The 13,282-nt window shown below is 67.4% G+C and carries 12 protein-coding genes and 4 tRNA genes; 3 read left to right on the top strand and 13 right to left on the bottom strand.

All coding sequences use genetic code 11. The features are described 5' to 3' along the window. Positions 1-17: 17 nt before the first annotated feature. From rplJ to DEIGR_RS12605, 11 genes are all read right to left on the bottom strand, one after another. Positions 18-512, bottom strand: coding sequence for a 50S ribosomal protein L10 (gene rplJ / locus DEIGR_RS12655; RefSeq protein ID WP_058977763.1), 495 nt, complete (start codon positions 510-512; stop codon positions 18-20). 225 nt (positions 513-737) lie between these two features. Continuing rightward, the gene (gene rplA, locus DEIGR_RS12650; protein WP_058977761.1) at positions 738-1,439 is read right to left on the bottom strand and encodes a 50S ribosomal protein L1; all 702 of its coding nucleotides are present in this window, start codon (positions 1,437-1,439) and stop codon (positions 738-740) included. Continuing rightward, a complete protein-coding gene (gene rplK / locus DEIGR_RS12645) occupies positions 1,432-1,866 on the bottom strand; it encodes a 50S ribosomal protein L11 (RefSeq protein WP_046844262.1) in 435 nt (144 codons plus the stop codon). The genes rplA and rplK overlap by 8 nt, the downstream gene beginning before the upstream one ends. 186 nt (positions 1,867-2,052) lie before the next feature. Then, positions 2,053-2,625, bottom strand: coding sequence for a transcription termination/antitermination protein NusG (nusG, locus tag DEIGR_RS12640; protein WP_058977759.1), 573 nt, complete (start codon positions 2,623-2,625; stop codon positions 2,053-2,055). Next, positions 2,622-2,801, bottom strand: a complete 180-nt coding sequence (gene secE / locus DEIGR_RS12635; RefSeq protein WP_046844264.1) for a preprotein translocase subunit SecE — start codon at positions 2,799-2,801, stop codon at positions 2,622-2,624. The genes nusG and secE overlap by 4 nt, the downstream gene beginning before the upstream one ends. A gap of 78 nt (positions 2,802-2,879) precedes the next feature. Next, on the bottom strand, positions 2,880-3,047 hold the full coding sequence (gene rpmG / locus DEIGR_RS12630) for a 50S ribosomal protein L33 (protein ID WP_022800165.1): 168 nt from the start codon (positions 3,045-3,047) through the stop codon (positions 2,880-2,882). Between the two features lie 348 nt (positions 3,048-3,395). Further along, positions 3,396-4,613 (bottom strand): elongation factor Tu, encoded by a 1,218-nt coding sequence (gene tuf / locus DEIGR_RS12625; RefSeq protein WP_058977756.1) that lies wholly within the window; start codon positions 4,611-4,613, stop codon positions 3,396-3,398. Positions 4,614-4,774: 161 nt separating this feature from the next. After that, positions 4,775-4,849, bottom strand: a tRNA-Thr gene (locus DEIGR_RS12620). 16 nt (positions 4,850-4,865) lie between these two features. Continuing rightward, positions 4,866-4,938, bottom strand: a tRNA-Gly gene (locus DEIGR_RS12615). A gap of 7 nt (positions 4,939-4,945) precedes the next feature. Next, positions 4,946-5,031, bottom strand: a tRNA-Tyr gene (locus tag DEIGR_RS12610). A 70-nt stretch (positions 5,032-5,101) separates the two neighbouring features. Beyond that, positions 5,102-5,174: transfer RNA gene (locus DEIGR_RS12605), tRNA-Thr, on the bottom strand. 348 nt (positions 5,175-5,522) lie between these two features. On the opposite strand from DEIGR_RS12605, the gene DEIGR_RS12600 reads away from it, so the two are divergent. Together DEIGR_RS12600 and DEIGR_RS12595 are read left to right on the top strand one after the other, a co-directional pair. Continuing rightward, complete coding sequence (locus DEIGR_RS12600) at positions 5,523-7,445, top strand: ABC transporter ATP-binding protein (RefSeq protein ID WP_058977754.1); 1,923 nt, start codon at positions 5,523-5,525, stop codon at positions 7,443-7,445. Continuing rightward, positions 7,442-9,301, top strand: a complete 1,860-nt coding sequence (locus DEIGR_RS12595; protein ID WP_058977752.1) for an ABC transporter ATP-binding protein — start codon at positions 7,442-7,444, stop codon at positions 9,299-9,301. Before DEIGR_RS12600 ends, DEIGR_RS12595 begins: the two co-directional genes overlap by 4 nt. 80 nt (positions 9,302-9,381) lie before the next feature. Here DEIGR_RS12595 and DEIGR_RS20875 read toward each other — a convergent pair whose 3' ends face one another. Then, on the bottom strand, positions 9,382-11,211 hold the full coding sequence (locus DEIGR_RS20875) for an extracellular catalytic domain type 1 short-chain-length polyhydroxyalkanoate depolymerase (RefSeq protein WP_160329935.1): 1,830 nt from the start codon (positions 11,209-11,211) through the stop codon (positions 9,382-9,384). Between the two features lie 190 nt (positions 11,212-11,401). Further along, the gene (gene tsaB / locus DEIGR_RS12585) at positions 11,402-11,977 is read right to left on the bottom strand and encodes a tRNA (adenosine(37)-N6)-threonylcarbamoyltransferase complex dimerization subunit type 1 TsaB (protein WP_058977750.1); all 576 of its coding nucleotides are present in this window, start codon (positions 11,975-11,977) and stop codon (positions 11,402-11,404) included. 152 nt (positions 11,978-12,129) lie between these two features. Between tsaB and DEIGR_RS12580 the strand changes: the two genes are divergently transcribed. Continuing rightward, on the top strand, positions 12,130-13,272 hold the full coding sequence (locus tag DEIGR_RS12580) for a citrate/2-methylcitrate synthase (RefSeq protein WP_058977748.1): 1,143 nt from the start codon (positions 12,130-12,132) through the stop codon (positions 13,270-13,272). The last annotated feature ends 10 nt before the right edge of the window (positions 13,273-13,282 follow it).

The raw sequence follows: 13,282 nt of genomic DNA, 5'->3' as shown, positions 1-13,282 counted from the left end.
CGGGCGCAGGGCCGGGTTTAGGCCTGGCCTTCGAGTTTTTCTTTGTACGCTTCGAGGATGCCCACGAAGTTGCTGAGGTGGGCGCTGAGCACGCCGACCAGTTCGCCCTGCAGGCTCTGCTTGCTGCCGAGGCTGGCGAGACGTTCCACAACTTTCACGTCCACGCGGTTGCCTTCGACGAAGCCGGCCTTCACGGCGGGGATGCCCTTGTCGTTGCCCTTGGCGGCGTCGCTGAGGGCCTTGGCCACTCCGGCGGGGTCGTCCTGAGCCACGACGATGGCGCTGGGGCCTTTCAGGGCGTCCGCGAAGTCGCGGCCGCTGTCCTGGAGGGCCAAGTTGATCAGGGTGTTCTTGGCAACGATGAGCTGCCCGCCCTTCTCGCGGATGTCTTTGCGCAGTTTACCCAGCTGGCCGGCGGTCAGGCCCTGGTAGTCGACGACGTAGAACGTCTCGACGCCCGAGAGGCTGCCTTTCAGGCTGCTGAGGGTCTGCTGGTTCTTTTCGTTCGCCACGCAGTACCTCCTTGGTGGGAACGAGGTCCAGGTGCACGGTCGCGCCCTGGCAACTCGGCGGGCTGTTTAAACCTGGCAAGGGTCCCCGCTGTCTTTGGTGCCTGAGAAGAAACGGATTGGAAAGGTGCGAGGTGCACCGGGGTGCCGAAGTAAGTCAATGGGTGAAGGTTGATGGTCAATGGTTTTTTCGATCAACCATCAACTGTTCACCATCAACGGTCCTGATCAGGCGTTGCTGCCGCCGCTGAGGGTCAGCTGGATGCTGGGGCCCATGGTGGTGGTCAGGTACGCGCTGCGCAGGAACACGCCCTTGGCGCTGCCGGGCTTGGCGGCTTCGAGGGCACTGATCAGCGCGCTGTAGTTGGCGCTGAGGTTGCCGGGTTCGAAGCTGGCCTTGCCGATGGGGGCGTGCACGACGCCGGTCTTGTCGTTACGGAACTCGATGCGGCCGGCCTTGAGGCCCTTGACCATACCGGTCACGTCGGGGCCGACGGTGCCGCTCTTGGGGTTGGGGAGCAGGCCGCGGGGCCCGAGCAGACGCGCGAGCTTCTGGCCGACCTGGGCCATCATGTCGGGGGTGGCGACGACGGCGTCGAAGTCCATGAACCCACCGGCGATGCGCTCGATCAGTTCGTCGCTGCCGACTACGTCGGCGCCAGCGGCCTCGGCGGCCTGCACGTTGTCACCCTTGGTGATCACGGCGACGCGCACGGTGCGGCCGGTGCCGTGGGGCAGGGCGACGGTGCCACGCACGTTCTGGTCGCTCTTGCGGGGGTCGATGCCCAGACGGAAGTGCACTTCGACGGTCTCGTCGAACTTCGCGCTGGCGATGTCCTTGACCAGCGCGGCGGCCTCGTCAATGGTGTACTGCTTGCTGCGGTCGACCTTGGCGGTCAGCGCCTGGTAACGCTTGCCGTGCTTAGGCATTGGGGGCCCCCTCGATGGTCACGCCCATGGAGCGGGCGGTGCCGGCGACGGTGTTCGCGGCGGCTTCGATGCTGCCGGCGTTCAGGTCGGGCATCTTCGTCTTGGCGATTTCCAGAACCTGATCCCAGTTCAGCTTGCCGACCTTGGCCTTGTTGGGGGTCGCGCTGCCCTTGGCCAGACCTGCGGCCTTGCGGATCAGGTAGCTCATGGGAGGGGTCTTGGTGATGAAGGTGAAGGAGCGGTCGGCGTAGATGGTGATCTCGACGGGGATGATCGCGTCACCCTTGTCGGCCGTCTGCGCGTTGAACGCCTTCGTGAACTCCATGATGTTCGCGCCGTACTGACCAAGCGCGGGACCCACGGGGGGGGCCGGGGTGGCCTTGCCCGCCGGGAGCTGCAGTTTGACAAGCCCTGCGACTTTCTTCATGTGGTGCCTCCTTAGCTCCCCCGGTCTGGTGCCGTGTGTGGCCCGGACGGGGTGCTGACGCTAAGTTCTGCGTCGTTCCTGGGCCGGAGTGTGCTCTGGCCTGGACCGCACAGCAACTTTTTCAGTGTACTGCCTGCGCCGCACTTTTACCAGTAGGGTGCGGGTGGGCGCGGGCAGTGTGGGGTATTACTTGGCGACCTGACCGAAGTCGAGTTCCACCGGGGTTTCACGGCCGAAGATGCTGACGAGCACCTTGACCTTCGCCTGGGGAATGTTGACCTCGCTGATGACGCCGCTGAAGTCCGCGAACGGACCGCCCGTGACGCGCACCATGTCCCCGGCCTTGAAGTCCACCTTGACCTTGGGGGCCTCTTCCTGCACGGGCTGCGTGGCGACGCCAACGCTGGCCAGCAGGCGCTGGACTTCCTCGTGCGACAGGGGCACGGGGCGGGTGGCGGTGCCGACGAAGCCGGTCACGCCGTTGGTGCCGCGCACGACTTCCCAGGACTCGCCCAGTTCGCCGGGCGCGTCGTCATCCTCGACGTCCATCTGCACGAAGACGTAGCCGGGGAACAGCTTGCGCGTGACCTCGACCTTCTTGCCGCCTTCCTGCAGTTCGACCGCCTTCTCTTCCGGCTGGATGACCTGGAAGATCTTGGTGCCGCGCATGCCGAGCTTGGCGGCGCGTTCCATCAGGTGCTGCTGCACGCGATCTTCCTGACCGACGTAGGTGTGCACGGCGTACCATTCGATACTCATGACAGCACCAGCCGGATCAGGTTCCCGAACAGCAGGTCGAGGGCGTACACGATCAGGGTGAGGGCGACGACGAAGATCAGCACGGCCTGCGTGCCTTCCAGCACCTGCTGGCGGGTCGGCCACGACACGCGCGAGAGTTCAGCGCGGGAGTCGCGGAAGTACTGAATCAAGTTCATGCATTCACCTGCGGGAGAAAAAGGCGTGGAACGAACCGGCGACGGGCCCCCCGGGCGAGCCGGAGGGCCGGGGCAGGATCAGACCTTCTTCTCTTTGAAGACCACGTGCTTCTTGGCGACGGGGTCGTACTTGCGCAGTTCCATCTTCGCCTGGGTGTTGCGGCGGTTCTTGGTGGTCGTGTAGTAGAAGCCGGTGCCGGCGCTGCTTTCCATTTTCACGATGATGCGGGGGCCGTCTTTCGCCATGAGATGCTCCTTCGCAGAGGGCCGATCTTCCCGGGCGGGATCACGGCGTGTCTGCTCCCAGCCACCCCGGAGCGGTATCCGGAGAGGTCCTTGCCCGCACGGTGGCGGGGTCGGACACGCTGGTAAAAGCCCGCCTTCTGGCGGGCAACATTCGAATTATAGGGAGTCCGGGGGCAGGTGTCCACTGTGCCCAGGACACCTGTCGGAAAAAGGCCGATGCCACGCCGGTTTTCTGCCCCGCTGCCCACCTGGGGTGTGGGCGTGACCCGGAAGGTGACCCGGGCGGGGCAGGGAAAAAGAAAAGGGGAGACCCGCAGGCCTCCCCCTCCCCGCGTCAGCGGATCTCGATTACTCGATGACCTTGGCGACGACGCCGGCGCCGACGGTACGGCCACCTTCGCGGATGGCGAAGCGCAGGCCCTCTTCCATCGCGATCGGCTTGATCAGTTCCACCACGAACGTGATGTTGTCACCGGGCATGACCATTTCCACGCCTTCGGGCAGTTCCACCACGCCCGTCACGTCCGTCGTGCGGAAGTAGAACTGCGGGCGGTACCCGCCGAAGAACGCGCTGTGACGCCCGCCTTCGTCCTTGCTCAGCACGTACACGCTGGCTTCGAACTTCGTGTGCGGCTTGATGCTGCCGGGCTTCGCCAGCACCTGGCCGCGTTCCACGTCGTCACGCGCCACGCCGCGCAGCAGCACGCCCACGTTGTCGCCCGCCATGCCGCTGTCAAGCAGCTTGCGGTGCATTTCGATCCCGGTGACGGTGGTCTTCTTCGTGTCGCGCAGACCGATGATTTCCACTTCGTCCTGGACCTTCACGACGCCACGTTCCACGCGGCCGGTGGCCACGGTGCCACGACCGGTGATCGTGAACACGTCTTCGACGGGCATCAGGAAGGTCTTGTCGGTGGCGCGCTCGGGGGTGGGGATGTAGCTGTCTACCGCGTCGAGCAGTTCCCAGATGCGGTCAACCCACTTGTCTTCGCCGCGGGCGGTCTTGGGGTTGGCCTGCAGGGCTTCGAGGGCCTGCAGCGCGCTGCCCTTGATGACGGGCAGGTCGTCGCCGGGGAACTCGTACTTGCTCAGCAGTTCGCGGACTTCCATTTCGACGAGCTCGAGGAGCTCTTCGTCGTCGACCATGTCCACTTTGTTCATGAACACGACGATGTAGGGCACGCCGACCTGACGGGCGAGCAGGATGTGCTCGCGGGTCTGGGGCATGGGGCCGTCAGCGCTGGACACGACGAGGATCGCGCCGTCCATCTGGGCGGCACCGGTGATCATGTTCTTGACGTAGTCGGCGTGGCCGGGGCAGTCGACGTGGCTGTAGTGGCGGGTGGGGGTGTTGTATTCGACGTGGGCGGTGTTGATGGTGATGCCGCGGGCTTTTTCTTCGGGGGCCTTGTCGATCTGGTCGTAGGCCAGTTTTTCGATGGTGGGGTCCATCGCGGCGGCCGTGAAGGTGATCGCGGCGGTCAGGGTGGTCTTGCCGTGGTCGACGTGACCGATGGTGCCCACGTTCACGTGGGGCTTCGTGCGCTCGAACGTTCCTTTAGCCATGAGTGTGTCCTCCTGAGAGTGGACTGCCCGCTGTGCAGGCAAGCCTTGACAGTGTACAGGGCCGCCGCGTGAACGCAAAGAGGGGTTCTTCGGCTTTCAGCGGGCTGCCAGGGAATGGGGGCCTAGAGAAGAGGCGCGACCCACAAGAGGCCGCGCCGTGTTGGAGCTTCTGGTCGGGATTGAACCGACGACCTCTCCCTTACCAAGGGAGTGCTCTACCACTGAGCTACAGAAGCGTTGGGGGGGTGAGAAAGCGGGAAACGAGACTCGAACTCGCGACATTCAGCTTGGGAAGCTGACGCTCTACCAACTGAGCTATTCCCGCGTGATCGTGGTGGGCAGGGGCGGATTCGAACCGCCGTACACTTACGTGAACAGATTTACAGTCTGTCGCCTTTAACCACTCGGCCACCTACCCGTATTGTACCCACTGTTTCGCCTTTCTCAAAGCGCACGTTCAGCCGTGTGGTGCGGATGATCGTGTGTGAAGCCACCCAGGAGAATCGAACTCCCAACCTTCCGATTACAAGTCGGGTGCTCTACCAGTTGAGCTAGGGTGGCACCGTTCCTCTCGAAAGCGCTGGAACGAATTCCGGCCTCTGGATGCGGTCGCTGCGGCGCTTTTCGGCGCGTTCACTTCCGGCTGTGAATAGTAGCAGTCACCCCCCAGGGTGTCAATCACCTCGCCGGTCGACTCCTGAACCGACCGCGCGGCCCCCAGCCGAACCGTCCCTGCCCGAACCAGCCCTGCGCTGTCCCCTTGAGCGTTCGCTCAGGCAGGCACAGGTATGCGCCACATGGCGCATTCGGCCGGGCGGCTGCGGGCGTATCCTCGCCTGCGCACCGGCCTGATGGCCGCTGGACGACCCCACCAGCCCCGCCCTCCCCCCGCCCCAGGAGGCACCACCCTTGGACAGTTTCCGCACCCTGCTCCCGTACCTGCGCCTGCACACGCGCCAGTACGTGATCGGGCTCATCGCCGTGGCCATCGCCACCGCCGTGAACCTGATTCCCTTCTACCTCATCCGCCTGACCATCGACGGCCTGACCGGACAGGTGGACGGCAACCCCGCCACGCCCGGCCTGACCGTCGCCACCGCCGGCATGTACGCGCTGGGCGTCGTGGCCGCCGCCGTCACCGCGGGCTTTTTCATGCTGGTCATGCGCCGCAACATCGTCGTGGCGTCCCGCCAGTCCGAGTACGAGATCCGCCGCGACCTGTTCGCGCACCTGCAGACCCTCGACAAGCACTACTACGACCGCGCCCGCACCGGCGACCTGATGAACCGCCTGACCGGGGACCTGAGCGCCGTGCGCGAGATGCTGGGCTTCGGCGCGTGGCAGATCGTGAACATCGCGGCGGGCTTCCTCTCGGCCTTCACGGTGATGTTCAGCCTGAGCTGGCAGCTGGCGCTGATCGTCGTGGCGATCGTGCCGGTCATCGTGGGCGTCCTGTCGTACCTCGCGCGGCAGATCAACGTCCGCCACCGCCTCGCGCAGGAACAGAACTCGCTGATCTCCGCCCGGGCGCAGGAGAACTTCAGCGGCGCGCGCGTCGTCAAGGGCTACGCCATCGAGGACCGCGAGATCGAGGACTACCGCGCCATGAACCTCGAACTCCTGCGCCGCAACATCGCCCTGACCAAGGTGGACGGCCCGCTGCGCTCCTTCATGAGTCTGCTGCTGGGCCTCGCGTTCGGGCTGATCCTGCTCGTGGGCGGACGCCTGATCCTGGAACCCGGCAGCACCTTCACGGTCGGGATGTTCGTGCAGTTCGTCGGCACCCTGGAACGCCTGACCTTCCCCATGCTGATGATCGGCTGGATCACCAGCATCGCGCAGCGCGGCCTGGCCTCCTGGCTGCGCCTGAAGGAGATCTTCGACGCCCAGCCCCTCGTGCGCGACGAGCCCGGGCGGGCCGACAGCCGCCTCCAGACCCTGCGCGGCGATATCAGCCTGGACCACGTCACGCTGCGCTACGGCCAGACCACCGTCCTGAACGACGTGACCCTGAACGTGCCCGCCGGGACCTTCCTGGGCATCACCGGTCCCACCGGCAGCGGCAAGACCGTCCTGGGTCAGCTGCTGACCCGCGCCATGGACCCCACGAGCGGCACCGTGCGCATCGACGGGCATGACCTGCGCACCATCCCCCTGGGCGCGCTGCGCGACGCGATCAGCGTGGTGCCGCAGGAGCCCTTCCTGTTCGGTGACAGCATCGCCAACAACATCGGCTTCGGCATCGAGGCCCGTGACCTGCCGGGCGTGCCCACCGGCGTCAGCGTGGTCGGCGCGCCCCCACCCGACGACATCCCCCAGACGCCCGACCCGGCCCGCGTGCGCGACGCCGCGCGCCTAGCGGGGCTGCTGGACGACGTGGAGGACTTCCCGCAGGGCTTCGACACCATGCTCGGCGAGCGCGGCGTCACCCTCAGCGGCGGCCAGCGCCAGCGCACCGCCATCGCCCGCGCGATCGTGCGTGAACCCGCCATCCTGATCCTCGACGACTCGCTGAGCGCCGTGGACACCGAGACCGAACGCCGCATCGTGGACGGCCTGCGCGAGGTCAGCCGGGGCCGCACCGTCATCCTGATCGCCCACCGCGTCAGCACCCTGCGCCACGCCGACCAGATCATCGTGCTCGAGGGCGGCCGCCTGACCGAACAGGGCAGCCACGACGACCTGCTGGCGCAGGGCGGCCACTACGCGCAGCTCGAGCGCCTCCAGCGCCTCGCCAGTGACCTCGACGGCGACGACGACCCCGTGGCCGACCCCGAAACGGCTGCCGACCAGCTCGAACACCTGACTCAGCCCCAGAAGGTGAACCGATGACCCGCCCCGATACCGACGCCTACCAGAAGGGCTTCGATGCCCACCTCGTGCGGCGCATCCTGCACTACGTCCGCCCGTACCTGCCGCTCGTGATCGGCGGGGTGCTGCTGGCCCTGCTGATCTCGCTGGCCTCGCCGCTGTTCGCGCTCATCCAGCGGCACGCCATCGACTCGTACCTCTCACCGCTGGCGCAGGGGCAGGCCAGGAGCCGTGACGCCCTGATCAGCGGCCTGACCACCACCGCCCTGGCCTACATGGGCCTGAAAGTCGTGGAATTCGCGCTGCAGTACGGCTTCATCCTCACCATCGGCTACCTGGGCCAGAACGTCCTGCGCGACATCCGCGCCGACGTGTTCGGCAAGCTCCAGCGGCTGCACCTCGCGTACTTCGACCAGAACCCCGTCGGGCGCCTGATCACCCGCGTGACCAGCGACGTGGACGCCATCAACCAGTTCATCACCGGCGGCCTCGTCAGCCTGATCCAGAGCACCTTCATCATCGTCGTGTACGTCGTGATCATGCTCAGCGTGAACTGGCGCCTGGCGCTGATCTCGTTCACGGTGCTGCCCGTCCTGTTCCTCGCCACCCGCTTCTTCCAGACCCGCCTGCGCGACTCGTTCCGCGTGACCCGCACCCAGCAGGCCATCGTGAACAGCAAACTGAACGAGAACATCACCGGCATGCTCACCGTGCAGCTGTTCGCCCGGCAGAAACGCAGCGCGCTGGACTTCAACCTCAGCAACCGCGCCCTGCTGAGCGCCAACGAGAACAGCGTCAAGTGGTTCTCGCTGTTCATGCCCGTCGTGGCCGTGCTCAGCCAGGTCGCCGTGGCGCTGATCCTGTACTTCGCCGCCCGGCAGATCCTCGGCGTGGACGGCGTGGTCGCCGGGGCCATCACGGTCGGGACACTGTTCGCGTTCGTGCAGCTCTCGCAGCAGCTGTTCCAGCCCATCCAGGATCTCGCGGACGTGTTCAACAACCTCCAGGCGGCCATGGCCAGCAGCGAACGCATCTTCGGCGTGCTCGACACCGAGGAAGCCATCCAGGACAGAGTCGGCGCCAAGACGCTGCCGGACTTCCAGGGCCGCGTCACCTTCGAGGGGGTCTGGTTCGCGTACGACCAGAGCGTCACCGGGACCACCCCCGACACCGACGACCGCTGGATCCTGCGCGGCATCGACCTCGACATCAGGGAAGGCGAGAGCGTCGCCCTGGTCGGCGCGACCGGCGCGGGGAAGACCAGCGTCACCGCCCTGGTCAGCCGCTTCTACGACGTGCAGCGCGGCGCGGTGAAGGTGGACGGCGTGAACGTCTGCGACCTGCAGCAGCACGACCTGCGCAAACACGTGGGCGTCGTGCTGCAGGACGTCTTTCTCTTCGCGGGCACCATCGAGAGCAACCTCACCCTCAACAACCCCGACATTCCCCACGAGCGCGTCGTGGAAGCCTGCCGCTACGTCGGCGTGCACGACTACATCCTCAGTCTCGAACACGGCTACCAGACCGAGGTGCGCGAACGCGGCGCGACCCTGAGCACCGGGCAGAAGCAGCTGCTGGCCTTCGCCCGCGCGCTCATCCAGAACCCCGACATCCTGCTCGTGCTCGACGAGGCCACCGCCAACGTGGACACCGAAACCGAACTGCGCATCCAGGCCGCGCTGGAACGCGTCATGCGCGGCCGCACCAGCATCATCATCGCCCACCGCCTCAGCACCATCGAACACTGCGACCGAATTGTCGTGATGCGTAAGGGCCGCATCGTCGAGCAGGGCAGCCACCGCCAGCTGCTCGACAAGGGCGGCTACTACGCCCGCCTGCACCGCCTCCAGTACGCGCAGGGGGACGCCGCCGACTGAGACGGAGGGGTGTGGGACGTGGGCTGTGGGGTGTGGGAGGAGCTTTCCCCACAGCCCACAGCCCACAACCTACAACCCCCTCAGCGGTACGTGACGTTCAGCGTGACCTGCGTGCCCTCGCCCAGCGTGAGGTAGTCGCTCAGGCCGTTGCTGCGCGCCGTGCCGCCCGTGAAGGCCAGACGCAGCTGCGTGCTGCCCGCCCGGTTGATCGCCGCGAGGCCAGAGGCGTTCAGCGGCGCGCTGAGGGTGGTGCCCGCCGCCGTGCCCGCAGGGGCCGCGAAGGAGGCGACACCGGCCGCCGTGACGGCCGCCGCGAAATCATCCGTGCCCAGCGCGCAGGAGGCGCCCAGGCAGCCGCTCCGCATGTCGACCCACAGCGTCGCGCCGCCCGCCCAGGGATTGCCGTTCGGCGCGAGGCTGTAGCGCACCGTCAGGGTTGCGCCGGTCACGGTCGCGCCGTCCGGCAGGCTGGACGTGTCGAACGACAGCACGCCCTTCCACGGGGCGTCCGCGTTGTCCCCCACACTGACCCCGCCCGACGCGACGACGTACCCGCCGGTCGTAGCGGACGGCGTGTTCGCCGCCACGTACCCGTCCTGCGTCCCCACCGAACTGAAGGCTACCGCCGTGTCCGGCGCGGCTGTCAGCGTGTACGCGTACGACTGCGGGGCCGACGCGTTCCCCGCCGTGTCCACCGCGTACGCCCGCACCGTGCCGCTGCCCGCCAGCGTGACGCTCCCGCCGCCCGCCAGCGTCACCCGCGAGGCACTGCTGACCGGATCGCTGCCGTCCGTGGTGGCATACACCGTGCCCGGCTCGTTCAGGGCCAGCGTGACGGTCAGCGGCCCCACGTACGTGCCCGGTGCGGGCGACACGCTCACGACCGGCGCGGTCGTGTCCGGCGTCGTGCCGCCCCCACCCCCCGACCCCGCGCTGAAGAAACGCCACAGCTCCGCGCTGGCGTCCGGCCCTTTCGGATCCGTGTACGACCCGGCGGTACTCCCGCCACTCCAGGCGTGCCCCATGCCCGTCACCGACCACTGCTCGACCACGCCCCCCGCGAAGGTCTTCACGCTGTACGCCCGGCCCCCGCTGACCGTGCCCGAACGCGTCGTCACCTGCGCGGTGCTGCGACTGCCGTTGTCCTGCCCGTCGTCCGCGAGGTCGTTCGTCTGCACCCACTGCGCCGCCACCTGATCCCCGTTCACCGGGTACACCGTGTAGTCGCTGCTGCCGTGGAACACGATGGTCGGCACCGTCCGTTTGAACGTCCCCATCGCCGCATACGCCGCCGTGCCCTGCGCGTCCGGGTTCGGGCCGCCGCTGTTCATGGCCGTGAACGCCGCCGATGAACTCGTGGCCGCCTTGAACTCCAGCCCCGACGCGACCCCGATGCCGCTGAACACGTCCGGGTACGTGGCCCCCATGATCACGCTCATGGCCGCGCCCGCCGACAGGCCCGCCACGTACACCCGCGCGGCGTCCACGTTCACCTTGCCCTTCACGGCGTCCACGACCGCCTTGATCGCCGCCGGTTCCCCCTGCCCGCGCGCCTGATGTGCCGGATCGAACCAGTTCCAGCACTTGTTCTGGTTGGCCGTTGCTGGCTGCTCCGGGTACACGACCAGGAAGCCCTGCGTGTCCGCCAGATCGTTCATGCGCGTCCCCGCCGCGAAATCCGCCGGCGACTGCGTGCAGCCGTGTAGCATGACCATCAGGGGCCGCGCCGCGCCCGCCCCGGCCGCGGGGGTGTACAGCGTGTAGTTGCGGGTCACGCCCGCCCCGGTGGCGCTGCCCGTGGTCGTGGAACCGGTCGCCTGAGCGTGCAGTGGGGACGACAGGGGAGAGGACGGAGCCTGCGCGCAGGCAGCCAGCAGCAGTGGAAGAGACAGCAGGGCGGCGCGGTTCATGATGGACCTCACGGGAAGTGGGCGCGGCGCGCCCCGGCAACGGAACGACAGGAGTTCCGGCGCGGGCCGCCGGGAGAACGGGTTGAGACTGACCCGCCTACCCTACGCGCCGAGCGTCACACGCCGGTTACACACAGCGGGCGGAGGACAGGCTGCACGGCTCCCTGCGTCCCGCCTCTTCCGGCTGCCGTTACAGGTACGCCAGCGTCCAGTCCTGCGCGCCGTGATCCAGGCCCGCCCGCAGCAGCGCGAGGCCGTCCGGCGCGGTGTCCGCCCGGTGCGTCGCGCCGTCCAGCCCCGCTTGGAACTCCTCCAGCGGCAGGCGCGTGGGCGGCAGAAGTGTCGCGCGAACCACGCCGCCCTGCACGTCGTACCGCGCGGCGTACACGTTGCCCTTGCGGGCATCCAGCGACACGCCCTGCACACCGTCCCCGCCCACCAGCGCCTCCAGCGTGCTGACCCCCAGCACCGGCGCGCCCCACACCCGCCCCAGCCCCAGCGCGTAACTCGCGCCCACCCGCACGCCCGTGTACGACCCGGGCCCCGTGCCGATCACGACCGCGTCCGCCCGCAGGGGTAGCCCCGCCTCCGCGAACAGCGCCTGAACAGCGCCCGGCAGCAGCTCCGCGTGCGCGCGGCCCACCTCACGCGACACCCCCAGCGACCCGCCCGGCCACGCCAGCGCCAGCGTCAGCCACGGCGTTGCCGTGTCCAGCGCCAGGGTCACGTCCGGCTTCAGGGAGGCAGGGGCAGCGTGCTCAGTCATCGCCGGGCATTGTAAGGCAGCCCGCCCGGTGCGCCCGTCCCGCGGCGTCCTGACGTGCGGCGTTCACCCGCCCTTTGCAACCGCGTTTGTCACCCCGCCGGGAACGTGATCGGGGGGCGGCGGAAAGCGGCCCGGTGGTATGCTCGATCATCATGACGAACACCGCCAGTATCGCCAAAGGACTCGAAGGCGTTCTCTTCACCGAGAGCAAACTCACGTTCATCAACGGCACCGAAGGCATCCTGACCCACCTGGGCATTCCGATCCAGGAATGGGCGGAAAACAGCACCTTCGAGGAACTGTCCCTGGCCCTCCTGAACGGTCAGCTGCCCACCGCCGCGCAGCTCGCGCAGTTCGACGCGGACCTGAAAGCCAACCGCGCCATTCCCGAAGCGCTCGTGGAGATCATCAAGGGCATGCCGCGCGGCGTGCACCCCATGCAGGCGCTGCGCACCGCCGTGTCCTACCTGGGCCTGCTGGACCCGCAGTCCGAGGACACCAGCCCCGAGGCCCGGCGCGCCATCGCCACGCGCATGATCGCGCAGTTCTCCACGATCATCGCCGCGATCAACCGCGCGCAGGAGGGGCAGGACATCATCGCGCCCCGCATGGACCTGACGCACGCCGGGAACTACCTGTACATGCTCAGCGGCAAGGAACCCACCGCCGAGCAGGCCCGCCTGTTCGACATTGCCCTCGTGCTGCACGTGGACCACGGCATGAACGCCAGCACCTTCACCGCCATCGCCACCGGCAGCACCCTCTCGGACATGTACTCCTGCATCACGAGCGCCATCGGCGCCCTGAAGGGCCCCCTGCACGGCGGCGCGAACGAGGCCGTGATGGACATGCTCGACGAGGTCGGCACGCCCGACAAGGCCGAAGCCTATATCACGAAGAAACTCGACAACAAAGAGAAGATCATGGGCGTCGGGCACCGCGTGTACAAGTACTTCGACCCCCGCAGCCGCGTCCTGCGCGACTACGCCGAGGTGGTCGCCAGCAAGGAAGGCAAGAGCAACTACTACCAGATCCTGGAGACCATCGAGAAGGTCGTCGTGGACCGCATCGGCAGCAAGGGCATCTACCCGAACGTGGACTTCTACAGCGGCACCGTGTACAGCGACCTGGGCATCAAGAAGGAATACTTCACGCCCATCTTCGCGCTGGCCCGCATCAGCGGCTGGTGCGCCAGCCTGATCGAGTACACCGGCAACAACCGCCTGCTGCGCCCCGACGCCGTGTACACCGGCGCCACCGACGCGCACTACGTGCAACTGCAAGACCGCCAGTAACCGGCAAGGC

Source organism: Deinococcus grandis (assembly GCF_001485435.1).
GTDB lineage: Bacteria > Deinococcota > Deinococci > Deinococcales > Deinococcaceae > Deinococcus > Deinococcus grandis.
The sequence above is the reverse complement of the archived record's forward strand: the minus strand, read 5'-3'. Positions and strand labels throughout refer to the sequence as shown.